This is a genomic window from Lactococcus hircilactis, assembly GCF_009601015.1.
GTDB classification, from domain to species: domain Bacteria; phylum Bacillota; class Bacilli; order Lactobacillales; family Streptococcaceae; genus Lactococcus; species Lactococcus hircilactis.
This window is the reverse complement of the sequence record NZ_WITJ01000005.1, coordinates 111,930-135,078: the sequence shown is the minus strand read 5'-3', so window position 1 is coordinate 135,078 and position 23,149 is coordinate 111,930. Positions and strand designations below refer to the sequence as shown.

At 38.5% G+C, this 23,149-nt stretch carries 24 protein-coding genes; 23 read left to right on the top strand and 1 reads right to left on the bottom strand.

The window, feature by feature from the left end; translation table 11 throughout:
* The first annotated feature begins 124 nt into the window (after positions 1–124).
* The 19 genes from GHI93_RS04810 (at position 125) to GHI93_RS04720 (ending at position 19,222) form a co-directional block, all read left to right on the top strand.
* On the top strand, positions 125–1,288 hold the full coding sequence (locus tag GHI93_RS04810; protein ID WP_343030314.1) for a thiolase family protein: 1,164 nt from the start codon (positions 125–127) through the stop codon (positions 1,286–1,288).
* Complete coding sequence (locus tag GHI93_RS04805; protein ID WP_153495931.1) at positions 1,285–2,523, top strand: hydroxymethylglutaryl-CoA reductase, degradative; 1,239 nt, start codon at positions 1,285–1,287, stop codon at positions 2,521–2,523. The genes GHI93_RS04810 and GHI93_RS04805 overlap by 4 nt, the downstream gene beginning before the upstream one ends.
* 103 nt (positions 2,524–2,626) lie before the next feature.
* On the top strand, positions 2,627–3,262 hold the full coding sequence (locus GHI93_RS04800) for an NAD(P)-dependent oxidoreductase (protein ID WP_153495930.1): 636 nt from the start codon (positions 2,627–2,629) through the stop codon (positions 3,260–3,262).
* 91 nt (positions 3,263–3,353) lie between these two features.
* Positions 3,354–3,626: a 30S ribosomal protein S16 gene (gene rpsP, locus GHI93_RS04795; protein ID WP_153495929.1), complete on the top strand. Its 273-nt coding sequence runs from the start codon at positions 3,354–3,356 to the stop codon at positions 3,624–3,626.
* A gap of 84 nt (positions 3,627–3,710) precedes the next feature.
* Complete coding sequence (locus GHI93_RS04790; protein ID WP_153495928.1) at positions 3,711–3,950, top strand: KH domain-containing protein; 240 nt, start codon at positions 3,711–3,713, stop codon at positions 3,948–3,950.
* Positions 3,951–4,049: 99 nt separating this feature from the next.
* Entirely contained in the window at positions 4,050–4,592 is a 543-nt protein-coding gene (gene rimM / locus GHI93_RS04785) for a ribosome maturation factor RimM (RefSeq protein WP_153495927.1), read from the top strand.
* Positions 4,593–4,595: 3 nt separating this feature from the next.
* Positions 4,596–5,339 carry a tRNA (guanosine(37)-N1)-methyltransferase TrmD gene (trmD, locus tag GHI93_RS04780; protein ID WP_153495926.1) on the top strand — a complete coding sequence of 248 codons (744 nt, stop codon included), beginning with the start codon at positions 4,596–4,598 and terminating at the stop codon, positions 5,337–5,339.
* Positions 5,340–5,430: 91 nt separating this feature from the next.
* Positions 5,431–5,823, top strand: a complete 393-nt coding sequence (locus GHI93_RS04775) for a DUF1149 family protein (protein WP_153495963.1) — start codon at positions 5,431–5,433, stop codon at positions 5,821–5,823.
* A 48-nt stretch (positions 5,824–5,871) separates the two neighbouring features.
* Positions 5,872–6,726: a DegV family protein gene (locus GHI93_RS04770; RefSeq protein ID WP_153495925.1), complete on the top strand. Its 855-nt coding sequence runs from the start codon at positions 5,872–5,874 to the stop codon at positions 6,724–6,726.
* 69 nt (positions 6,727–6,795) lie between these two features.
* The gene (dapB, locus tag GHI93_RS04765) at positions 6,796–7,566 is read left to right on the top strand and encodes a 4-hydroxy-tetrahydrodipicolinate reductase (protein WP_153495924.1); all 771 of its coding nucleotides are present in this window, start codon (positions 6,796–6,798) and stop codon (positions 7,564–7,566) included.
* A gap of 122 nt (positions 7,567–7,688) precedes the next feature.
* Positions 7,689–8,219 carry a GNAT family N-acetyltransferase gene (locus tag GHI93_RS04760; protein ID WP_153495923.1) on the top strand — a complete coding sequence of 177 codons (531 nt, stop codon included), beginning with the start codon at positions 7,689–7,691 and terminating at the stop codon, positions 8,217–8,219.
* A gap of 141 nt (positions 8,220–8,360) precedes the next feature.
* Positions 8,361–8,903, top strand: a complete 543-nt coding sequence (locus GHI93_RS04755; protein ID WP_153495922.1) for an ECF-type riboflavin transporter substrate-binding protein — start codon at positions 8,361–8,363, stop codon at positions 8,901–8,903.
* A 1-nt stretch (position 8,904) separates the two neighbouring features.
* Positions 8,905–10,644: an ABC transporter ATP-binding protein gene (locus GHI93_RS04750; protein WP_153495921.1), complete on the top strand. Its 1,740-nt coding sequence runs from the start codon at positions 8,905–8,907 to the stop codon at positions 10,642–10,644.
* Positions 10,637–11,464, top strand: a complete 828-nt coding sequence (locus tag GHI93_RS04745; protein WP_153495920.1) for an energy-coupling factor transporter transmembrane component T family protein — start codon at positions 10,637–10,639, stop codon at positions 11,462–11,464. The genes GHI93_RS04750 and GHI93_RS04745 overlap by 8 nt, the downstream gene beginning before the upstream one ends.
* A gap of 54 nt (positions 11,465–11,518) precedes the next feature.
* The gene (locus tag GHI93_RS04740) at positions 11,519–12,733 is read left to right on the top strand and encodes a CCA tRNA nucleotidyltransferase (protein WP_153495919.1); all 1,215 of its coding nucleotides are present in this window, start codon (positions 11,519–11,521) and stop codon (positions 12,731–12,733) included.
* A gap of 13 nt (positions 12,734–12,746) precedes the next feature.
* The gene (locus tag GHI93_RS04735) at positions 12,747–14,183 is read left to right on the top strand and encodes a C69 family dipeptidase (protein ID WP_153495918.1); all 1,437 of its coding nucleotides are present in this window, start codon (positions 12,747–12,749) and stop codon (positions 14,181–14,183) included.
* Between the two features lie 104 nt (positions 14,184–14,287).
* Positions 14,288–15,373 carry an iron-containing alcohol dehydrogenase family protein gene (locus GHI93_RS04730; RefSeq protein WP_153495917.1) on the top strand — a complete coding sequence of 362 codons (1,086 nt, stop codon included), beginning with the start codon at positions 14,288–14,290 and terminating at the stop codon, positions 15,371–15,373.
* Between the two features lie 148 nt (positions 15,374–15,521).
* A complete protein-coding gene (locus GHI93_RS04725; RefSeq protein WP_153495916.1) occupies positions 15,522–17,012 on the top strand; it encodes an MFS transporter in 1,491 nt (496 codons plus the stop codon).
* A 323-nt stretch (positions 17,013–17,335) separates the two neighbouring features.
* Positions 17,336–19,222, top strand: a complete 1,887-nt coding sequence (locus GHI93_RS04720; protein ID WP_153495915.1) for an ABC-F family ATP-binding cassette domain-containing protein — start codon at positions 17,336–17,338, stop codon at positions 19,220–19,222.
* Positions 19,223–19,252: 30 nt separating this feature from the next.
* Here GHI93_RS04720 and msrA read toward each other — a convergent pair whose 3' ends face one another.
* Positions 19,253–19,783 (bottom strand): peptide-methionine (S)-S-oxide reductase MsrA, encoded by a 531-nt coding sequence (gene msrA, locus GHI93_RS04715; protein ID WP_153495914.1) that lies wholly within the window; start codon positions 19,781–19,783, stop codon positions 19,253–19,255.
* Positions 19,784–19,841: 58 nt separating this feature from the next.
* Here msrA and GHI93_RS04710 point away from each other — a divergent pair, with 58 nt between their 5' ends.
* The 4 genes from GHI93_RS04710 (at position 19,842) to dltA (ending at position 23,149) form a co-directional block, all read left to right on the top strand.
* Positions 19,842–20,105 (top strand): bacteriocin immunity family protein, encoded by a 264-nt coding sequence (locus GHI93_RS04710; protein WP_153495913.1) that lies wholly within the window; start codon positions 19,842–19,844, stop codon positions 20,103–20,105.
* Between the two features lie 34 nt (positions 20,106–20,139).
* Positions 20,140–20,982: a thymidylate synthase gene (locus GHI93_RS04705; protein WP_153495912.1), complete on the top strand. Its 843-nt coding sequence runs from the start codon at positions 20,140–20,142 to the stop codon at positions 20,980–20,982.
* 530 nt (positions 20,983–21,512) lie between these two features.
* Positions 21,513–21,641 carry a teichoic acid D-Ala incorporation-associated protein DltX gene (gene dltX / locus GHI93_RS04700; protein ID WP_153495911.1) on the top strand — a complete coding sequence of 43 codons (129 nt, stop codon included), beginning with the start codon at positions 21,513–21,515 and terminating at the stop codon, positions 21,639–21,641.
* Between the two features lie 14 nt (positions 21,642–21,655).
* On the top strand, positions 21,656–23,149 hold the full coding sequence (dltA, locus tag GHI93_RS04695; RefSeq protein WP_343030311.1) for a D-alanine--poly(phosphoribitol) ligase subunit DltA: 1,494 nt from the start codon (positions 21,656–21,658) through the stop codon (positions 23,147–23,149).

The window sequence follows — 23,149 nt, the reverse complement described above, 5'->3', positions numbered from 1 at the left end:
TTTCTTGCTTTTGAAACACCACCGCGGTTTTTTGAATGAAAGTTTAAATGAGAAGCAAACGCTATGCTATGATATAATTGTTAAGAAAAGAAGTGAATTGTAAAAGGAATTAGACATTATCATGATCAACGAAACAGTTATTTTAGATAGTTTACGTAGCCCAATTGGGAAATATAGAGGAATTTTGAGTGACTACAAAAGTAGTACGCTTGCCAGTATTTTGGTGAAAAAATTACTCGAAAAAAATCCAGTAGCTAAAGCTGCTGTGGAGCAGGTGATTTTTGGCTCAGTCATCACAGCAGGACAAGGACAAAATATTGCGCGTCAGATTGGAATTACAGCAGGACTTCCTGTTGAGGTCCCTGCAATGACAATCAATGAGGTGTGTGGTTCCGGAATGAAAGCGGTGATTTTAGCGCGTCAATCCATCCTTTTAGGAGAAGCGCAAGTGGCACTTGTTGGTGGCGTCGAAATCATGTCTAATACGCCAGATGTTGCATGGTCACAAGATGGACAAGCGCTGTCAGCAATGACAAGAGATGGACTTTTAGATGCGTTTACGGATCGCTTGATGGGAAACACAGTTGAGGTTATTTCAGAGCGTTACGGCATTAGTCGTGAAGCGATGGATGAATTTTCGTATCGTTCTCATCAAAAAGCACTTGCTGCACAAAAAGCAGGAAAATTTGACGCCGAATTAGTTTCTGTCAGTGCTGACGCAAATTTTGATCAATGCCCGCGCGCGGACACTTCACTTGAAAAACTGGCGGCTTTGCGTGCGGTTTATCAAACCGATGGAAAATTGACTGCAGGTAACGCTTCTCCAGTGAGTGATGGCGCATCTGCGCTCCTTCTTGCGTCAAATACATTTGCTAAAACGCATCATTTGGACGTTCTTGCGGTCATCAAAGCAACGTCAGAAGTAGGCGTTGAGCCTGAAAATATGGGGATTTCACCCATTAAAGCCATCCAAAAAGTTCTTAAAAGCGCACAAATGACGTGCTCAGAGATTGATTTATTTGAGATCAACGAAGCTTTTGCCGCATCAAGTCTAGTGATTGAAAAAACACTAGGGATTCCAAGTGATAAAATTAATATTTACGGTGGTGCAATTGCTTTAGGACATCCACTTGGAAGCACTGGCGCTCGAATTATCGGCACTTTAGCGCATCAGCTCAAACAAGAAAATAAGCACTTTGGCATTGCAAGTCTTTGCATTGGCGGAGGACTTGGACTTGCAGTATTAATAGAAAATCCAAATTTTGATCCCCTTAAAGAAGAAAAATGAATAAAAAATTTTATCAAATGACGCTTAAAGAACGTCTTGATCACCTAAATTTGTCAGCGGATTCAAGAGCAATCCTAGAGCAGACGGCGCTTGATGCTGTCGTTGCGAATAATTTGATTGAAAATCAAATCAGTGAATTTGAGATTCCACTTGGACTGGCTCAAAATTTTGTCATTAATGACAAAAAAATTCTGATTCCGATGGCGACAGAAGAGCCCTCCGTCATTGCAGCCGCAAGCAATGGGGCACGCATGGCACAAAGTTTTGTCGCAGAAATTTCACAGCGCTTAATGCGCGGTCAAATCGTCTTTTACGACGTCAAGAATCTGTCAGTACTGACAGAAAAAATAGCAACGCATCACGATGCAATTTTCAAAAAAGCTCAAGAAGCTTATCCTTCTATTGTCAAACGTGGCGGCGGTTTAAGACACATTGACAGTCGATTTTTTGACTCAGGTTTTTTGTCGATTGATTTTCAAATTGATGTCAAAGATGCGATGGGAGCGAATATCGTCAATGCGATTTTAGAAGGTGTTTCAGCGCTTTTTTATGAGTGGTTTCCTGATGAAAAAATCTTGTTTAGCATTCTGAGTAATTACGCAACAGAATCACTTGTCACGGTCACGTGTGAAATTCCAGTTGAGCGATTGTCAAAAACAGGAGATGGATTAGCTGTCGCCAAAAAAATTGAACGCGCTTCTCAATTTGCAAAACTTGATGCTTATCGTGCGGCCACACACAATAAAGGCATCATGAACGGAATTGAAGCCGTTGTGATTGCCACAGGAAATGATAGTCGAGCAGTCAATGCTGCGGTACATGCTTACGCTGCAAGATCAGGAACTTACCAAGGTCTTGGCGACTGGTCTGTCAGTGCTGACAAACTCTTTGGGACGCTCACATTACCACTAGCCGTTGCCTCCGTTGGTGGAGGCACAAAAGTCCTTGAAAAAGCAAAAGTAGCACTTGAAATCATGCAGATTACAGATGCTCAATCACTTGCAAAAACAATCGCAGCTGTTGGACTGGCTCAAAATCTTGCGGCCCTTCGTGCACTTGTTTCTGAAGGAATTCAAAAAGGACACATGAGTCTTCAAGCAAGAAGTCTCGCTTTATCTGTCGGTGCTTCTGGTGATGAGGTTAGCGCACTGACGCAACTGCTCAGACAAGAAAAAAAGATGAATCAAGCACTTGCAGCATCATTACTCAAAAAACTCAGAGAAAAAAAGAAGTAAGACACTTCTTTTCATCAGTACACTCTATTTTCAAAACTAATCTGATTACAAATGTAAACGAAAGTGTTATAATAAAGATACTAGATAGAAAAGAGGTTTAAAAATGAAAATTGCGATTATTTCAGCCAGCGGAAAAGCAGGAAAAATGATTTTTGATGAGTCCCAAAAACGTGGACACGAGGTGACAGCAATCATCCGTGACAAAAACAAAGCAGCTCAATTTAAAGAAAATGTACTCATTCGAGATATTTTTGATTTAGAAGCAAAAGATTTGGATGGATTTGATGTGATTGTGGATGCATTTGGTGCTTATGCCCCAGAACAATTGCATTTGCACACAAAAGTGATTGAAAAACTGAGTGTTTTACTAAATGGAAAAAAACAACGCCTCATCGTTGTTGGGGGTGCTGGAAGTCTTTATGTCACAAAAGAACATTCGACTCAACTTTTTGAAACACCTGATTTTCCTGACGCATTTAAACCCCTTGCACAAGCTCAATCTCAAGCACTTGATCTTTTAAGAACATTTAGTGGTGTGAATTGGACCTTTATTAGTCCTGCTGCAACGTTTAATTATGATGGAGAAAAAACTGGAAAATATCTTCTTTCTGGCGAAGAATTCACAGTAAATCAAGAAAATGAAAGTCAAATTTCATACGCTGATTATGCGATTGCTTTGGTTGATGAAATAGAACAAGCGCAACACAATAAATCACGGATCTCAGTGTTAGCGCAATAAAATTTCTCTGTCAAGTTTTTTTCTTGACACCTCCTTTTATTCATGATATACTAAAACATGTAAAAAATAATTCTAAAGAGGAAATCTAAACATGTCAGTTAAAATTCGTTTGACTCGTATGGGTTCAAAGAAAAAACCATTCTACCGAATTAACGTCGCTGATTCACGTGCACCACGTGATGGTAAGTTCATTGAAACAGTTGGAACATACAACCCATTAATCACTGAAAACCAAGTCACACTTAAAGAAGAACGCGTGATGGAGTGGTTAAATAACGGAGCTCAACCTTCAGATACAGTACGTAACATCTTGTCTAAAGCTGGAATCATGAAGAAATTCCACGACCAAAAATTTGGTAAATAAAATAAAAGCCGCTTTTCTTGCGGTTTTTATGCCATAAAACATCATTTTTGAATCTGAATCATCAGATGAGAGTAGAGGTAAGTCATGCAAACAGATGTTAAAGATTTGGTTTTAACGATTGTAAAACCACTGGTCACACAGCCAGACGAAGTCACACTTGAGATTGTCGATGGTGAAGAATTTTCCGAATATCATTTAAAAGTCGCAGAGACTGATATTGGGAGGATTATCGGACGTCAAGGTCGGATCATCCAAGCCATTCGGACCGTCGTTTATTTTGTTCCAGTTGAGGGCAAAAAAGTGCGTCTTTTAGTGGATCAATAATAAAGCACCTGAATATTCAGGTGTTTTTTTACATAAAAGAAGCTTAGTGCCATTATTTTTCGATGAAAAGATGGGAAATCTTATGATATAATAATGGATATGACAAAATTCTATAATGTTGGGACGATCGTAAACACGCAAGGACTTCAAGGAGAAGTTCGGGTGCTGGTTACGACAGATTTCCCAAAAGAACGCTTTGCAAAAAATTCAGTGCTGACTTTATTTGATTTAAACGATGAAAAAATTCTTGAATTAAAAGTAAAATCTGGAAAACCGTATAAGAACATGTATTTAGTGAAATTCTTTGGTCTGGATCACATCAATGCTGTTGAAAAATATAAAGGAATGACGCTCAAAATTGCCGAAAATCAACAATCAAAACTTGAAGAAGGGGAGTTTTATTATCACGAAATCATTGGACTTGAAGTTTATGAAAACGAGCGATTGATTGGACGGATTTCGGAGATTTTACAACCTGGGGCCAATGATGTATGGGTTGTTCAAAGAAAAGGAAAGCGCGATTTGCTTCTTCCGTACATCCCGTCGGTTATTTTGGGGGTTGATTTGGAGAAAAAACGGGTAAATGTTGAGGTGATGGATGGATTGGATGATCCAGATGACGCACATGAGGATGAAAAATAAAAGATGAGAATTGATATTTTAACACTTTTTCCAGACATGTTCTCACCCCTGCATCAATCCATTGTTGGAAGAGCACAAGAAAAGGGATTGATTGATCTTCATACGCATGATTTTAGAGCGCATGCGACAAATAAGCAACGTCATGTGGATGATATGCCTTATGGTGGTGGTCAAGGCATGCTTTTGATGCCTCAGCCGATTTTTGATGCAATGGATTCTTTTTCTCATTCGCAAGCGCGTGTGATTTTATTAGATCCTGCTGGAAAAAAATTTGATCAGAAAATGGCGGAAACGTTTTCAAAAGAGACGCAGTTAGTGTTTATTTGCGGACATTATGAAGGCTATGATGAACGCATCAAAACATTAGTGACCGATGAGGTTTCATTAGGGGATTTTGTTTTGACAGGAGGAGAAGTTGCAGCGACTGTCATGATTGATGCTGTGGCACGATTGATTCCTGGTGTTTTGGGAAAGCAAGAAAGTTATGAAGAGGATTCTTTTTCAAGTGGATTATTGGAATATCCTCAATATACGCGCCCTGAAATGTTTCGTGGCATGAAAGTACCAGATGTTTTGATGTCGGGTCATCATGAGAATATCCGAAAATGGCGATTGAAAGAAAGTTTGAAAAAAACACTTGAACGACGTCCTGATTTACTTGAAACGTACGATGCGTCAACAGAAGCATTAAAAATGCTCGCAGATTTACGTCATTCAAGCAAAGCAAGCACTGATGTGGTAGAATGAAGTGTGGCATCAAAAGAGATGCAAATGAGTGCAAAAACACTCAATGATTAAGAAAAATCGGAAAAACCGATTGAATGATGGGGTGACTAAAATGACTTTAGCTATTGAACGTGAACATGAGTTTGTGAATCAATTTCATTATGATGCACGCAATTACGACTGGGAAAAAGAAAATGGAGCACCAGAAACAGCACTGAATGTCCAATTTCAATTGATTCCTGTTGAGCAGCTGGAAAATGCTAACGACGGAGATACTGGTATTCACGCGATTTTGACATATATGATTCCACTTGAAAATATTGTATTATCAGGATTTTTGAGTCAACTTAATTATGTGCGTGGACGTGAAATTAAAGAACAAGAAGAGTTGGATAAAGATGAAATGGCGCAATTGGCTGAACCTTTATTTGATTTGTTGAAACGATTGGTTCAAGAAACAACAGAAGTCGCATTAGATCAACCTGGAATTCAATTGGAGTTCTAAGTGCGATTGGATGTGGATGAATAAACAAAAATGGAGTTTTAAAAATAAATGAAATTAGCGATTATCACGGATACATCGGCGGATATCGCCGCGTCGTATTTAAAACGTGAGGATTTATTTGTATTAGAGATCCCGATTTCAATTGATGGGGTCGATTATGAGCCATCAAAAATGACGCATGAAGCGTGGTTTGATTTAATGAAAGCAGCAAAAGATGCGCCAAAGACTTCACAACCTTCTGTTGCAGAATTATCCCTTTTGCTAAAAAAATTAAAAGATGAAGCCTACACACACGTGCTTGGTCTATTTTTACCAGCCGGAATTTCTGGATTTTATGCGAATGCATTTTATTTGCAAAATGAATTCGAGGGAATGTCTGTGCTTTTTCCTGAGACATTTATTACGTCAAGTCCTTTGGGATACATGGTTCAGACGGCGCTGGATGGGAAAGATAAGGGCGATTCATTTGAGGAAATTTTGACACACTTTGAGTGGCAACGGGATCATGATCATGCGTTTATGTTGGTCGATGATTTAAAATGGCTTGCTAAAGGCGGGCGATTGTCAAATGCTTCTGCGTTTGTCGGGACATTGATGAATATCAAACCTTTGCTGCAGTTTTCAGACGGGGGCGAAGTTGTGGTCTATGATAAAGTCAGAACGATTAAAAAAGCAATGAGCGAGATGAAGAGATTAGTGCTTGAAAACACGAAAACTGGAGCATTTAAAGTTTATGTGTTAAATGCTGGCGCGCTTGATCGGGCACAGGAATTGTATGATTTTGCGATTGCTCAGGGATTTGATGATGTTGAGATGACGACATTTGGACCTGTCATTGCGACACATCTCGGTGTTGGGGCGATTGCTTGTGCAATTTCTCCAAAATTTGAAACTAAAGATTGACAGTTTAAAAATATGACGGTTTCTTTTGTAATCTCACAAAAGAAGCGTTTTTTATAAAGGAGTAAATAGATGATTAAAGTAGTCGTTGCTGGATATCAAGGAAAAATGGGTGCGACAGCTGTTCAAATGGTTTTAGCACAGGATGATTTTGAGTTGGTCGGGTTATTAGATCCAAGTGCTAAAGAAAAAGAAGCGTTTGGCGTTTCTGTCAGTACTGACAAAAATGAACTTTCCAAAATTCAAGCGGATGTATGGATTGATTTTACTCAACCAAATGTTGCGTTTGAACACACCAAATTTGCCTTAGAAAATGGGATGCGTCCCGTCATTGGGACCACTGGATTTACAGAATCCCAGATTCAAACACTCCATGCACTTTCAGTAGAGCGGCATTTGGGTGGATTGATTGCACCAAATTTTGCATTGGGTGCAGTGTTGTTGATGCAATTTTCTAAAATGGCTGCAAAATACTTTCCTGATGTGGAGATCATTGAGTTACATCATGATCAGAAAAAAGATGCGCCAAGTGGGACAGCGGTGAAAACAGCGGAGTTGATGGCGCAGGTGCGTAAAGCACATCATCAAGGTGCTGCCGATGAAGAAGAAAGTCTTGTGGGCGCGCGCGGTGCAGATTTTGAAGGACTTCGGATTCATTCTGTAAGATTGCCAGGATTGGTTGCGCATCAAGAAGTTATTTTTGGCTCAAAAGGTGAAGGATTGACGCTAAGACATGACTCTTATGATCGCATCAGCTTTATGACTGGTGTTGCTCTAGGCGTGCGTGAAGTCATGAGCGTAAGCGAGCTAAAATACGGCTTGGAACATTTTTTGGAATTATAAGAAAAAAGCAAATGAACATTTGCTTTTTTAATAGACAGGCGATTTTGAATATGATATAATTTGTCAAAAAATAATCTAACATTTCTGTCAGTACTGACAGAAAATAAAAAGGGAAAATAACAATGAATAAATTAGAAATCCGAACGCTGACACCAGCGGATTGGGAGGCAGTGTGTGCGTTTCGTGATGACTGGGCGCGTGATCAGGGGGAATTTAGTATTGATGAGACAAAACTATTGTCAGCACTGACAAAAGATGATTTTGAAGCTTTTGTGTGCAAAATGAAAGCGCAAGAAACAGAGGTGGCACAAGAAAATTGGTCCACAGCAAGCAAGTATTATGCTTTTTTAGATGGAAATATCGTGGGAAATATCAGCTGTCGCTGGCAGATAGAAAAAGGAAATCTTTTAGAATGGGGCGGCCATATTGGATATGGCGTTGCTCCATCTTATCGCGGACATCATTTTGCTCGAAAAATGGTTCAGTTTGCATTGGAAGAGTATCGCAAAAAAGGCATTTTAAAGGTGATGATTTCAGCTCACGAGAACAATGAAGCCAGTAAAAGAACAATTGTCGCGTGTGGTGGAAAACTGGAAAATACTGTCAGTGCTGACGGAGGAATGGTCTGTCGCTATTGGATCGATCTGAGCTAAAACAAAAGAACAATCGCGTCATTTCTGCTTGTATTTTATAATCCAAAGTTTTAAAATGAGAACATGCACCAGTGGTGTGAGACATTTTTTACTACTGAAACGAATCTCTCGTTTCATCCCCCAAAAGAAAGAGGAATTTGAATGTTTAAAGTCACAATAAAAACTTTTGTCGCTGCAGGAATCGGCGCAGCACTGTTTTTCGTTTTAAATCGCTTTGCTGCGATTCCCGTATTTGCAAACACAACCATTTCATTGCAATATGGTATTTTAGCTTTATTTGCTGTTATTTTCGGTCCAATTACAGGTTTTTTGATTGCCTTTATTGGGCATGCACTCAATGATTTCACAACTTATGGCCCTTGGTGGAGCTGGATCATTGCGGACGGATTACTGGGATTAAGTTTAGGCCTTTTGGTCAATCGCATTAAAATTACAACTGAACCCTTTAATCGTAAAAAAATCGTTTTATTTAATGTGTGGCAAATCGTTGCAAACATCATCTGTTGGGGAATTATTGCCCCATTTGGTGATATTTTGATCTATGCAGAGCCAGCAAATAAAGTCTTTACACAAGGATTGATTGCATCAATTGGAGATATTATTTCAACTGGTGTCATCGGAACGCTACTTTTAGTGGCTTATAGTAAAACAATTGTCAAACCAGGAAGTTTAAAGAAAGAATAAAATGCCCAAAGTTGCGATAGAATTTAAAGATTTTTCATTTCAGTATTTAGCACAAGCTGAGCCCACTTTGAAACACATTAATCTCACGATTTACGAAGGGGAAAAAGTGCTGATTATCGGACCATCAGGTTCAGGGAAATCAACCTTAACCTCCTGTATCAATGGATTGATTCCGCACAGTTACAAAGGACATGTGCGTGGTCAATTATTAATCAAGGGAAAAGACGTTTTTCAGAGTGAGCAAGCGTTATTTGAGCGCTCCAAAACCATCGGTTCAGTTTTACAAGACACAGATGGACAATTCATCGGATTGACAGTTGCAGAAGACATCGCATTTTCTTTGGAAAATGATCAGATCAGTCCCTCAGAAATGAAAGCACGTGTTCTTGAGAGCAGTCGTTTGGTAAAAATGGCGGATTTTTTAGCACAGGAGCCGCATGCACTTTCTGGCGGACAAAAACAATCGGTAAGTTTAGCCGGCGTGTTGATTGATGCAGTTGAAATTTTATTATTTGACGAACCTCTTGCCAATCTTGACCCAGCAGCTGGACAAGAAGCGATTGCTTTGATTGATCAGCTGTCACGCGAGAAAAATACGACAACAGTGATTGTTGAGCATCGACTAGAAGATGTGCTCTTTCGTCATGTCGATCGAATCATTTTGATTGCTGATGGTACCGTAGCGGCCAATTTGTCAGCAGATGACCTGCTCTCTAGTCCACTTTTAGTCACGCATGGGATTCGTCAACCTCTCTATCTTGCCGCGCTTTCTTATGCAGGAATTCCCATCACTCCAAGTATGCATCCAGAACAACTTGAGACGCTTGTCATTACTGACGAAACTAAAAATGCAGTGCAGCACTGGTTTTCCACCCGTAATACACCGCTTGATCAAGAAAAAAAGTCTGATTTTTTAAACATTGAGCATGTGAGTTTTTCCTATCAACCAGACAAACCTGTCCTTTGTGATCTCAATTTTTCCATTCAAAAAGGTGAATTTCTTGCGATTGTCGGACAAAATGGAGCGGGAAAATCAACCTTGTCCAAATTAATCTGCGGATTCGAAAAAGGTGCGACTGGAAAGATTACTCTCGAAAATCAAGATCTGTCAGTACTGACAATCGCTGAGCGTGCCCAAAAAATTGGCTATGTGCTTCAGAATCCTAACCAAATGATCTCAAAAGCGATGATTTTTGACGAAGTCGCAATGGGCTTACGCGCGCGTCATCTTTCAGAAGACCAAGTAAAAGAACGCGTGAATCAAACGCTCAAAATTTGTGGGTTGTATCCATTTAGAAACTGGCCAATCGCTGCACTTTCTTTTGGACAGAAAAAAAGAGTAACCATCGCCTCAATTCTTGTATTAGAGCCAGAAATATTGATTTTAGACGAGCCCACAGCAGGACAAGATTATAAGCATTACACTGAAATCATGACTTTTTTGGAGTCACTCAATCACCGCGGTATTACCATCATTATCATCACACATGATATGCATCTCATGCTTGAATATGCGAAACGCGTCCTCGTTTTTGGCAATCAAAAATGTTTAGCGGATCTGACACCAGAAGATCTTTTTTCACATCCAACACTACTCAAAACGGCCAATTTAAAAACGACCAGTTTGTATGAACTTGCAAAACGCTGTGAGATTGAAGATGCTTCTGGTTTCATTCGTCACTTTATTGATTGTGAGCGCGCCATTTCCGAAAAAGCAGAAAAAGAGGTAGAGCATGGCTAAAAGTTTTGGATATGTGGCGCGACAAACGCCAATTCATGCCATCAATGGCGTAAGTAAACTCTTAATGGTTTTGCTTGTGAGTATTGCAGTGATGATGACTTATGACACACGATTTTTGATTGGTATTGTCATTTTGTCACTTGTGATGTTTCAATTAGCAAAAATAAAATTCAGTGAAATCAAAGTCTTATTCATTTTTATCGCCATTTTTATGGGAATTAATGCCATCGTGATTTTTCTGTTTTCGCCCAATCAAGGGACGGTCATTTATGGCAGTGAACATCTTTTATTTCACATCCTTGGACCTTACAGCCTTTCTCTTGAAGAAATTTTTTATATTTTAAATGTCATTTTAAAGTATTTTGCTGTTTTACCCTTAGCATTAATTTTCATCATGACGACAGATCCAAGCGAATTTGCCGCCTCACTCAATCGCATCGGTGTTTCTTATAAAATTGCGTATGCTGTTGCTTTGACATTACGTTATATTCCAGACATTCAAAGAGATTTCAGAAACATCTCGCAAACCCAACAAGCCAGAGGAATTGATACCAGTAAGAAAGCAAAATTAAGTCGTAGAATAAAAAACATGACCGCAATTCTTATGCCTCTCGTGTTCACAAGTCTTGATCGCATTGATGTCATCACAAATGCAATGGAACTTCGAGGATTTGGGAAAAATAAAAAGCGCACCTGGTATAAAACGCGTCCCCTTCAAAAACGTGATTTCTTCATGATTTTTTGCTCCATTTTTGCAATCATTGTTTCGATTGGACTTTATTTTTTGAATCACGGTAGATTTTTCAATCCCTTTAAATAAAATAGAAATTTGGGCATATGCCCATTTTTTCTTCCTTTTTGGTATAATATAGAAATGAAATTAGATAAAATCCCGGTAGAGTTTCGTCAAGCTTTGCCGGTTTTAGAAAAAATAATTGATGCTGGTTATGAAGCATATTTTGTAGGAGGATCAGTACGTGATGTCCTTTTGGGGAGAACGATCCATGATGTTGATATTGCGACGAGTGCGTATCCTGAGGAAATCAAAGCCCTATTTCCGCACACAATTGATGTCGGAATTGAGCACGGAACAGTCCTTGTATTAGCTGGAAAATCAGAAGCGGAGCATTATGAAGTGACAACATTCAGGACAGAGAGTCAATACACAGACTTTCGGCGACCAGATCGGGTAGATTTTGTACGTGATTTAAAAGAAGATTTAAAACGTAGGGATTTTACGATCAATGCGTTTGCGTGTGGTCCAGATGGTGAAATTATTGATTGTTTTGATGGCCTTTTGGATCTGAAAGAACGTCGGATTCGCGCTGTCGGAGATGCGCATGAGCGATTTAATGAAGATGCATTGCGAATCATGCGCGCCATGCGATTTTCAGCAAGTCTTGATTTTTCCATTGCTCCTGAAACATTTAATGCGATGAAATCACATGCACCACTACTTAAAAAAATATCGATTGAGCGGATTTTTATTGAATTTGACAAGCTATTGCAAGAAAAGAGCTATAAAAAAGGGCTGTCAGCGCTGAGCACATCAGGAGCGTGGCGCTATTTACCAGGACTTGATCAAAAAGCGCTTCATCACTTGCACTATGATTTTATGGATGATTTTTATTTTAAGTCCTCAAAGCAAGCATGGACTGCACTTTTGACACGTTATCAAAAGATTAACGTCCCAGCGTTTTTAAAGCAGTGGAAAGTTCCCAATGATTTTATTAAAGATGTTGCATTACTTTTTAAAGCGTATCAAAAAGAACAATGGGATTTAGAAAGTCTTTATCGTTATGGACTTTCGCGTGTTTTACTGATTGATGATCTCAAAGAAGGACAAGGACAGTCGGTGGATAAAAATCGTGCGAAACTATTGGATTCATGCTTACAGATTCATCATAAATCTGAACTTGTTGTTTCAGGAAATGATCTTTTATCGAGATTTTCGGCCCTACATCCAGGACCAAAATTAGGCGCATTACTCAAAACGATCGAAGAAAAAGTCGTTCAAAATGAATTAAAAAATGAAAAAAATGTACTTTTTGAATTTGCACGTGCTGAATTAGAAAAAAATGAAAAATGAAAAAGGAGAAAAAATGAATAGTGATAAGCGAAGAAAAGGATCGTGTACCACAATTTTAGTCGGAAAAAAAGCCAGTTTGGATGGATCAACCATGATTGCAAGAAATGATGATGGACACGAAGCACTTGATCCGCAACGGTTTGTTGTGGTGAATCCAGAAGATCAGCCACGGCATTACACAGCAGTGTTATCTGGATTGTCACTGGATTTACCAGAAAATCCACTGCGCTATACCGCAACACCCAATGCAGATTTAAAAGATGGAATTTGGCCTGCAGCGGGAATCAACTCAGAAAATGTTGCCATGTCCGCAACAGAAACAATTACAACGAATTCACGTGTTTTGGGACTTGATCCTTATGTTGAAAATGGTTTGGGAGAAGAAGACATCGTCACACTGGTCTTGCCTTACATTCGGAGTGCGCGTGAGGGTGTTTTGCGATTGGGCGAACTTTTAGAAACGTATGGCACTTATGAACCTAACGGAATTGCATTTTCAGATCAAAATGATGTTTATTGGTTGGAGACGATTGGTGGTCATCATTGGGCTGCGGTACGGATTCCTGATGATAGTTATGTTGTCGCTCCAAATCGGATGAACATTGATATTTTTGATTTTGAGAATAAAGATTATTTGTGTTCGAGCGATTTAAAAGCATTGATTGAAAAAAACCATTTGAATCCAGATGATTTTGGAGGTTATGAAACGCATTATAATCTGCGTCATATTTTTGGTTCAAGTTCGATTAAAGATTCAGTTTATAATAATCCAAGAACGTGGTACGCTCAAAACTTCCTTGGAGAAAAATCAGATGATCCACAAAATGCTGAGCTTCCATTTATCTGTGAAGCAACGCGTAAAATTTCTGTGGAAGATGTGAAATTTGTTCTTTCGAGTCATTTTGAAAACACTAAATATGATGTTTATTCAACGACAAACACGAAAGCACAAGGTGAGTTATTCCGTCCGATTGGGATCAATCGGAATCACAGCATGCACATTTTGCAAATCAGAAATCATGTGGTGAAACAGGCGGCAGGTGTACAGTGGCTGGCTTTTGGTGCAAATACATTTAATCACATTGTCCCATTTTACACCGCTATTTCTGATACTCCTGCGTGTTATCGTGATGCAAAAACAACCTACGATCCAACAAACATGTACTGGCTGAGTGCCACAACAGCAGTACTTGGGGATTCAAATTACAACTTATTTGTAGATTTACGTGATTCTTTTGCCCTTGAAACGATGGGAAAATTGCGAGCAATTCAAAATCAAACAGATGAAGAATTGTCAGTACTGACAGAAAATGATGATTGCACACAGCAGCTGACACAAGCCAACGAAAAGCTCGCAGCGATTGCTTTTCAAGCACAAACAGCGCTTTTAGGAAAGATGGTTGTCTTAGGCTCAGCGCACATGAACCTTCGTTATGATTTCAACGATTAACAGCACAAAAACAACCTCGTGTTGTTTTTTTATTGAGTTGACAAAATCAAATGAAAAGTTTATAATACGATACTAAGTAATAAATTTAGAAAAGAGTGAATTGTATGAAAATAGCAACAGAAGTTCGGCCCGGTGCCAATCGATATGTCTCAGGAAATCATATTTTAAAAGACTTACCCAATTATTTGAGTGATTTTAAAGCGTTGTCAGTACTGACAGGAGAAAAATCCTTTGCTGCGTTCAGTCAATTTTACAAAAAAATGCTTCCTTACCCCATCTATCATTATGATGGCACAGCCTCCGTTGAAAATGGAGAAGCGCTAGCAGACACCATCGGATCAGCCGATGCGATTTTAGCGATTGGAGGAGGGCGATTGATTGATACTGCAAAAGTAACGGCGCGTGCGCTCAATTGTGAACTGATCATCATTCCAACACTGGTATCCAATTGTGCTGCTTACACTCCGATTGGTGCACTGTATCATACAGATCATACATTTGATCAAGTCGCTTATTTTCCACGTGTCAGTTATTTGACGCTTGTGGATTATGACTTTCTTCTTGATACACCACATGATTACTTGGTGGCAGGCATTGGAGATACTTTGGCAAAATGGTACGAAATGGAAGGCATCATTCGTCATGAAACACTTAACGCGTTACCTGCATCTGTACATCTTGGATTTGCTGCCGCTAAAGTGATTTTTAAAATTCTCTTTGAAGATTCAGCACAAGCTTTGAGCGATTTAAAAAATCATGACGCGTCAGCAGCGTTCGGACGTATTGCAGATACTGTGATTGAATTATCTGGTACGGTTGGTGGTTTTGCGGGCGCTTATGGACGGATGTCAGGCGCACATGCACTGCATAATGGGCTGTCATTACTGACAGAAACGCATGAGATATTGCATGGCTCAAAAGTCGCGTATGGCGTCCTTGTTCAGCTCGCTTACACCAATGATTTTGAAGAAATAAAAAAATTATTGCCGTTTTATAAATCAAGTGAGTTACCAACACAGCTCCAAGCACTGCATCTAAAAAAATTTGACGCAATACAACTTCAGCCTGTTGCAGATTTTGCTGCCAGTAAAGAAGAATCTTATCGGCTCATTGATCCCGACGTTACTGGATCTAAAATTTTATCTGCTATTGAAGCACTTGAAAATTTTGTCGCACAAGACATCTCCTAAATCCCAATACACAGGATGAATCCATCATAAACGAATCCAGTCGCTATCTTTTGACAGCGATTTTTTCATCCTTATCTTTTTTGAAACAAATGTGTTAAAATAGAAATATTGTTTTATTATCAGTACACAAAAGGAGTTGATTTTTTTCATGAAAATTAAAGGACGCTTTGCGATTTTAGCAGCTATTTTTATTGCTACATTTATGACGTCAGTAGAAGTTACGATTGTGACCACAGCAATGCCCACAATTATCTCTGAATTACACGGTCTTGAGATTCAAAGCTGGGTTTTTTCGGTTTATTTGTTGATTTCTGCAATAACAACACCTCTTTACGGTAAATTATCAGATAACATTGGACGAAAAAAGATTTTCATGTTTGGACTTTTTATGTTTATTATTGGTTCATTTTTATGTGGCTTTGCATCAAACATGCTTTTGTTGATTCTATTTCGCTTGATTCAAGGCATCGGAGCAGGCGCTGTGCTGCCGTTGACTTATACGATTATCGCTGATCTTTTTACATTTGATGAGCGCGCTAATATTTTAGCTTTCAACAACACAGCGTGGGCGATTTCAGCACTTGCTGGTCCATTGTTGGGCGGTTGGATTGTTGATGTTTTGGGCTGGAATTGGGTATTTTTCATCAATGTCCCCCTTGGAATTTTGACGTTAATTTTGACCGCTTTTGGATATAAAGATGTTCATCAAAAAACGAAAAAAATAGAAATGGACTGGTCTGGGCTCATCAGCTTGTCTTTTTCGTTGATGGCTCTGCTTATGATTTTTCAATTTTTAAGTGAGCCTGTGATCAATTGGAGCTTGCAAGTAGTGCTCTTTGTAATTTTTGTTTTTGCAGTCCTTTGGTTTATCAAAAGTGAAAAGAAAGCAAAGGATCCTATTTTTGAATTATCTCTTTTTAAAAATAAAACTTTTACGATTCAAATTCTAATTTCTCTCTTATTATCTGGCGCCTTAATGGGCTATAATGTCTATTTCCCAATCTGGCTGCAAGCCATTTATCGCGTGCCTGCATTTATCGCAGGATTAACACTCACACCAAGTTCCATCACGTGGATGATTGCAGGTTTTTTTGTTGGTATTCTCATGCGAAAATTCGTCACAAAACATCTTTTTCTCGGACTCACAGCACTTCTTACGGTGATAAGTTTGCCCCTTTGTTTTGTAAACGCAAATTTTCCAATGCTCTCATTTTACCTTATTGCAGCCGTTATGGGAGCATGTATGGGAATCATTTTGACCATGTCCACTCTAATCGGACAAAATTTAGTCTCAAAAGCGCACATTGGATTAGCTAGTTCCATGATTGTTCTGGGGCGAACGATCGGTCAAGCGATGGCAACAGGTATTTTTGGCTTGGCCTTTTCATTAGGAATCAATCAAGGACGCGCGCAATTTCCCACACTACACTCGACTCAAATAAATCAACTCATCAGCTCAAACCACTCAACCACCCTTGATTTTGCGATTAGAGAAAAGATTGAAGGAATCATTCTTAATGCCATCCATTATGTCTTTTTTATTGTGACACTGCTGTGCATTTTAACGCTCATCGTTTGCGCATGTGAACAAACAAAAACAAGAAAAAAGCCTCTACTTGAGACGAATTCCGAAATATAGACATTCAAATGAAAGATTTGAATGTCTTTTCTTATCAAACACACCGAATTTTTGATTTCAAATGCCATAAATTCAAGTAACAAAGCACCTTATCGCAATTTTTTACCTCAAAAATAGTGATGCACTCTAAATCCAGCATGACTCTCGATATTTTTTTAAAAAAATCCTACTAAAGGAAATTTCTTATTGATTAGAAATATTTGCTTTGATTTTTTAGGGATGACAAAGACGCTAAACACGTGTCTTTTGCAATGTCCAAAGAAAGCTTGAAATGTGCTATAATAGACTATAAGTATGAAGATTAGAACTGGAAATAAGTAAAAATGGCAGATTTTAGCGCACAACATTTAACAAAAAGTGTCGGGGAAAAAACAGTTTTTGATGACATTAATTTTATCATTCATCCCCTCGATCGGATTGGGCTTTTGGGCATCAATGGAACAGGAAAAACAACGCTTTTGAATGTGATTTCTGGAAAATCAGGATTTGATGGAGACGTGTCCCCTTTTGACCGCCCCAACCAATTTTCAATCACCTATTTAACACAAGATCCTGATTTTGATGATGCGCAAACAATTTTAGAGACAGTATTAGATGAGCAACTTCCACAGATGCGTGCAATCATTGCTTATGAAAAAATGTTGTCAGTACTGACAGAAAATAAAATGAGCCAATTTGAACAATTACAAGCAGAAATGGATCGTCTGGACGCTTGGAATATTGAAGCTGAAGTCAAAACAGTCCTGTCCAAATTAAATTTACCAGAAGTGACAAGAAAAATTGGCACCTTATCAGGTGGGCAAAAACGTCGGGTCCAATTAGCACAAGCCCTCGTTAATCCGTCAGACTTATTATTGCTTGATGAACCGACGAACCATTTGGATGTCGAGACGATTTTGTGGTTACAAAATTATCTGAAAAATGCAAAACGCTCTGTATTATTTGTGACACATGATCGCTATTTTTTGGATCAAGTCGCCACCCGAATTTTTGAGTTGGACCACGCCAAACTCACAGAATATCAGGGAAATTATCAAGACTATCTCGCCCAAAAAGCAGCAGATGAAGCGCGTGAAGTTGCGAGTTTACACAAAGCAAATCAACTCTATAAATCAGAATTGAGTTGGATTAGAAAATCTCCACAAGCAAGAGCAACAAAGCAACAAGCCCGTATTTCACGCTTTGAGGATTTAAAAGATCAACTTAAAACGACAAAAACTTCGGGCGACATGGACATGAATATCGCAAGTGCACGACTTGGAAAAAAGGTCATCCAGTTAAAAAATGCCGCATTTTCCTATCCGGATCGTCCCCTTTTTGATGGGTTTGATTTGATTGTAAAACCTCATGCACGCATTGGGATTGTCGGTGATAATGGCGTTGGAAAATCAACATTACTCAATATTATCGCTGGAGCATTAACATTAACCAAAGGAAGTTTAGAGATTGGTGAAACCGTAAATGTCGGCTATTTCAGCCAAGAAATCAAGGGACTTGATGAAAATAAACGCATGATTAATTTTCTCGAAGAAATCGCTGCCGCTGCGCACAACAATGCTGGAGAAAATATTTCTGTTGTCAATTTACTAGAACAGTTTTTATTCCCTAGAAGTACGCACGGTACGCTGATTTCAAAACTTTCCGGTGGTGAGAAAAAACGATTATATCTTCTGAAAATTCTACTTTTGCAACCTAATGTGCTTTTACTTGATGAGCCAACCAATGACCTTGACATTGCAACACTCACAGTGCTTGAAAATTTCCTCTCCCAATTTCCTGGAGCAGTGTTGACCGTTTCACATGATCGTTATTTTCAAGACAAAGTGTCAAATGAACTCCTAGCCTTTGAAAATGGGAGCATTGGACATTATTTCGGTGCTTACAGTGACTATTTGAGTATCAAAATGGCAGAAAAAACTCCTGTCAGTGCTGACAAAGTCGAAAAAAAAGCTGTCAGTACTGACAAAAATGAAAACTCACTCTCCACAAACCAAAAACAAAAATTAACATACATGGAAAAAAAAGAATGGGAAACCATCGAAGACGATATCGCATCACTAGAATCTCGCATTGAAGCAATCGATACAGAAATGAATGAAAACGGATCAAACACCGAGCTTTTGCTTCAACTCCAAAAAGAGATGGACGACATCACAGCCCAATTAGAAGACAAATATGAACGGTGGGAATATCTCAGTGAACGCGCATAAAAATGCTAGCACGCTAGCATTTTTTATGTTTTAAAACGGCCATTTTGCGCGCCATTTTTTTAGTGTTAAGTAGCGTTTGCGTGCTTTATGCATTCCTTGAGCACGTTTTGGATTTTTCAGATAAAAATCCTGATGATACTCCTCAGCAGGCCAGAATGCTTGTGCATCTTCAATGGGTACCACAATGGGCGCATTCCAGATTTTTGATGCCTCCAATTTATTCTTACTTGCGATAGCTTTTTTTCTTTGCTCATCATTTTCAACAAAAATAACTGGACGATAATTATCTCCGCGATCATAAATTTGACCTTGCGCATCTGTCGGATCTATCAAATCCCAGTACAATTCAAGCAACGTTTCATAAGTAATCAAATCAGAATCAAATAAAATTTCAACAGCTTCAGTATGTCCTGTATACTTTCCACTGACCTGATCGTAAGTCGGATCCTCAACAAATCCTCCAGTATAACCACTCACCACCGAAATAATCCCTTTTCGTTCTTCAAATGGCTCAACCATACACCAAAAACATCCACCTGCAAAAACAGCTTTTTCAATCATCTCATCACCTCAGTCTCATTATAGCACGCAAACACAAGAACATGATATAATTGAACTCATGGATAATCTCACAATCAGCACGCTCAACGAACTCTATAATTTGGTGTTAAGCAAACACATCAGAGCCTACGAGCGAACCTTTTTACTACAAGCCAAAAATCAATTGGAATTTGGTCAAAACTACGCCAAAGTGTTAAGTGAATTAGAAGCCAACCTTAGACCACTCGCAATTCGTCATAATCTAACCCCACAAGTGAGTGCGTTTTACCAAAAAATCGGAACCTCTGGTCTATTTGGCCGAGGTGTCGGAAATATGTTATGATAGAATAAAGAAAAAGGCATAGAAGGAAAATAAAATGACTTACGCAGACACACTCTTTAAAGAAAATATTGAAAACATTTTAACGAATGGCGTTTTCTCTGAGCAAGCACGTCCAAAATACAAAGATGGAAAAACAGCAAATAGCAAATACATCACTGGAAATTTTGCAACGTATGATCTTGAAAAAGGACAATTTCCAATCACAAGCTTGCGTCCCATTCCCATCAAATCCGCAATCAAAGAACTCTTATGGATTTATCAAGACCAAACCAGCAGCTTAAAAGTACTAAAAGAAAAATACGGTGTCAATTATTGGGACGAATGGGAAGTTGGGACAACAGGAACCATCGGTCAGCGTTATGGTGCAACAGTAAAAAAATATGACATCATCACCAAGCTTTTAGCAGGATTAGAAAAAAATCCGTGGAATCGCAGAAACATCATTAATCTTTGGCAATACGAAGATTTTGAAGCAACGAAAGGACTATTGCCTTGTGCCTTTCAAACCATGTTTGAAGTCAGAAGGGGAGAATCTGGAGCACTTTATTTAGATGCTACTTTGATTCAGCGCTCCAATGATATGCTTGTTGCACATCATATTAATGCCATGCAATACGTAGCCCTGCAACTCATGATTGCAAAACATTTTTCATGGCAGGTCGGAAAGTTCTTTTATTTCATCAATAATCTTCACATTTATGATAACCAATTTGAACAAGCACAAGAACTCTTACATAGAACCCCAAGCAAAAAAGAACCACGATTGATCTTAAATGTCCCAGACGGGACAAACTTTTTTGACATCAAAGCAGAAGATTTTGAGTTAGTAGATTATGAACCCGTCCGCCCACAACTAAAATTTGACCTAGCCATCTAATCAGCTTTAAAAAAGAAATTCGATGCTCTATAGAAGAAAAACAAAGGACTTGTTTTTAATGACAAGTCCTTTTAATCTTGGAGCAAAACAGAGTTTGTTTTCAGTCTGAAAGAGCAAGTTATGCTTTTTTTAATTTTCTTTGTTAAATACTCTGAAAATCCATGAAAAAATGATACAATATAAGAAGTTAAAATGTTTCAATTTTTAATCATGCGATAAAAAACGAGGATGACACATCAAAAAAATTTTTTAAGCTTAGATTGGTATTGAATTTTTTGGTTTTTTTTTTGGTATAATTCTTGTTGGTTTTGAAAAAGATACAAAGTCGCATCTCTTTTATTCATCTCGAATGATCTGGAAGCGACTTTTGACTTGACTGAGAAACTTGATCTCACTAAATTGAAAATCCATCCATTCAAGAGTTAAAAATATATCGCAACCTTACGTTAATGTAAGGTTAAGCGAGAGATTTTATTATAAAATGGAATAAGCGCTGAGAAATTTTCTCACCGTAACATTGAAAGGGAAATATGAATCATTCAACATTTTGGAAATTTATAGGTAAAACAGCATTCTATTTTATTATTATCCTGATTTTACTCTACCTTTATTCATACAGCCATACAGGTGGAGCGCACTTTATCTATAACGAATTTTAAAAGGGGAAATCAACGTGAACTTATTACAACAGATATATCAAGCAGGATTAAAGCACAAAGATCGATTGGCCGTTTCGCAAAGTGAACAAGGGTTTACCTACACGCAATTATTCCAAGCAATTCATCAAATCACACAACAAATTAAAGCGACCCATGTGAGTGAGCGCCCCATCTTAGTTTTTGGGAAAAATGATTTTCTTACGTTGGCCACGATGCTCGCTGTCTCAAATAGCGGACGAGCATATATTCCAGTTGATGCGCATACGCCACTTGAGCGGACGGGCATGATTTTTAATGCCGCAAAGCCAAGCCTTGTTCTGACAACAGTTGAGCTTCAGTCTGATTATCGCGATGTATTAAAAGATCCGATCACAGTAAATTATGACGCATCAGTTGCGTTTGATTGGGCTGATGTTGATCTCAAATCAAGTATCCGAGGCAATCAGAGTAATTATATCATCTATACTTCTGGAACAACTGGAACACCAAAAGGAGTAGAAGTTTCTCACGATAATTTGTTGACATTCACCAATTGGATGAACCAAGATTTTGAGAAATTTGAGCATAATCACTTCTTAGAACAAGCACTATACAGTTTTGATTTATCCATTTTTTCAATTTATCCAAGTTTGACAACAGCTGGAACACTCGTGTCACTCTCGCGTGATGAAACAATGAATTTCAAACTTCTTTTTGAACGACTCAACCGCTCAGAAATCAATACATGGATTTCTACGCCTTCATTTGTTGATATTTGCCTTCTTGATCGCTCCTTTGTAGAAGAAAACCATCCCACGCTCCAACAATTTATTTTCTGTGGTGAGGAATTGACTGTTAAAACAGCAGAAAAATTGCTTCAAGCGTTCCCTCATGCCCAGATTTATAATACTTATGGTCCGACAGAAGCAACAGGAGCCATTTCACAAACTCTTGTGACTCAAGAGATGGTGAAACACTACCATCGTTTGCCTTTAGGTCATGCAAAGCCAGGTGTTGAAATTCAAATTTTAGACGGCGAACTCATTATTATTGGGGATTCCGTAGCAAAAGGATATTTTGAAAATCCAGAAAAAACCAAACAAGCCTTCTTTGAAATTGATGGAAAAAGAGCTTACCACAGTGGAGATGCAGGATCCATTGATCCAGATGGTTTAGTTCATTATCAAGGACGAATTGATTTTCAAGTTAAATTTAATGGATTTCGTATCGAATTACAAGATATTGAAGCTAATCTGCAATTGATTGATCAAGTTGAAAAAGCCATCGTGTTACCAAAAGTTTCTGATGATCACAAAGTGGTCGCGTTAGTTGCAGTCATTCAAACGAAAGTAGAACTTCCTACAAGAGCCTACGAGAGAAATTATACAAAACTCCTCAAGTCTGAACTTCTCAAATCTGTCATGGAATACATGCTTCCGACTAAATTTGTCTATTTAGATGAATTCCCACTCAATGCGAATGGAAAAATTGATAGAAAGATGCTTGCAACGCAGGTTTTAGGAAATTAA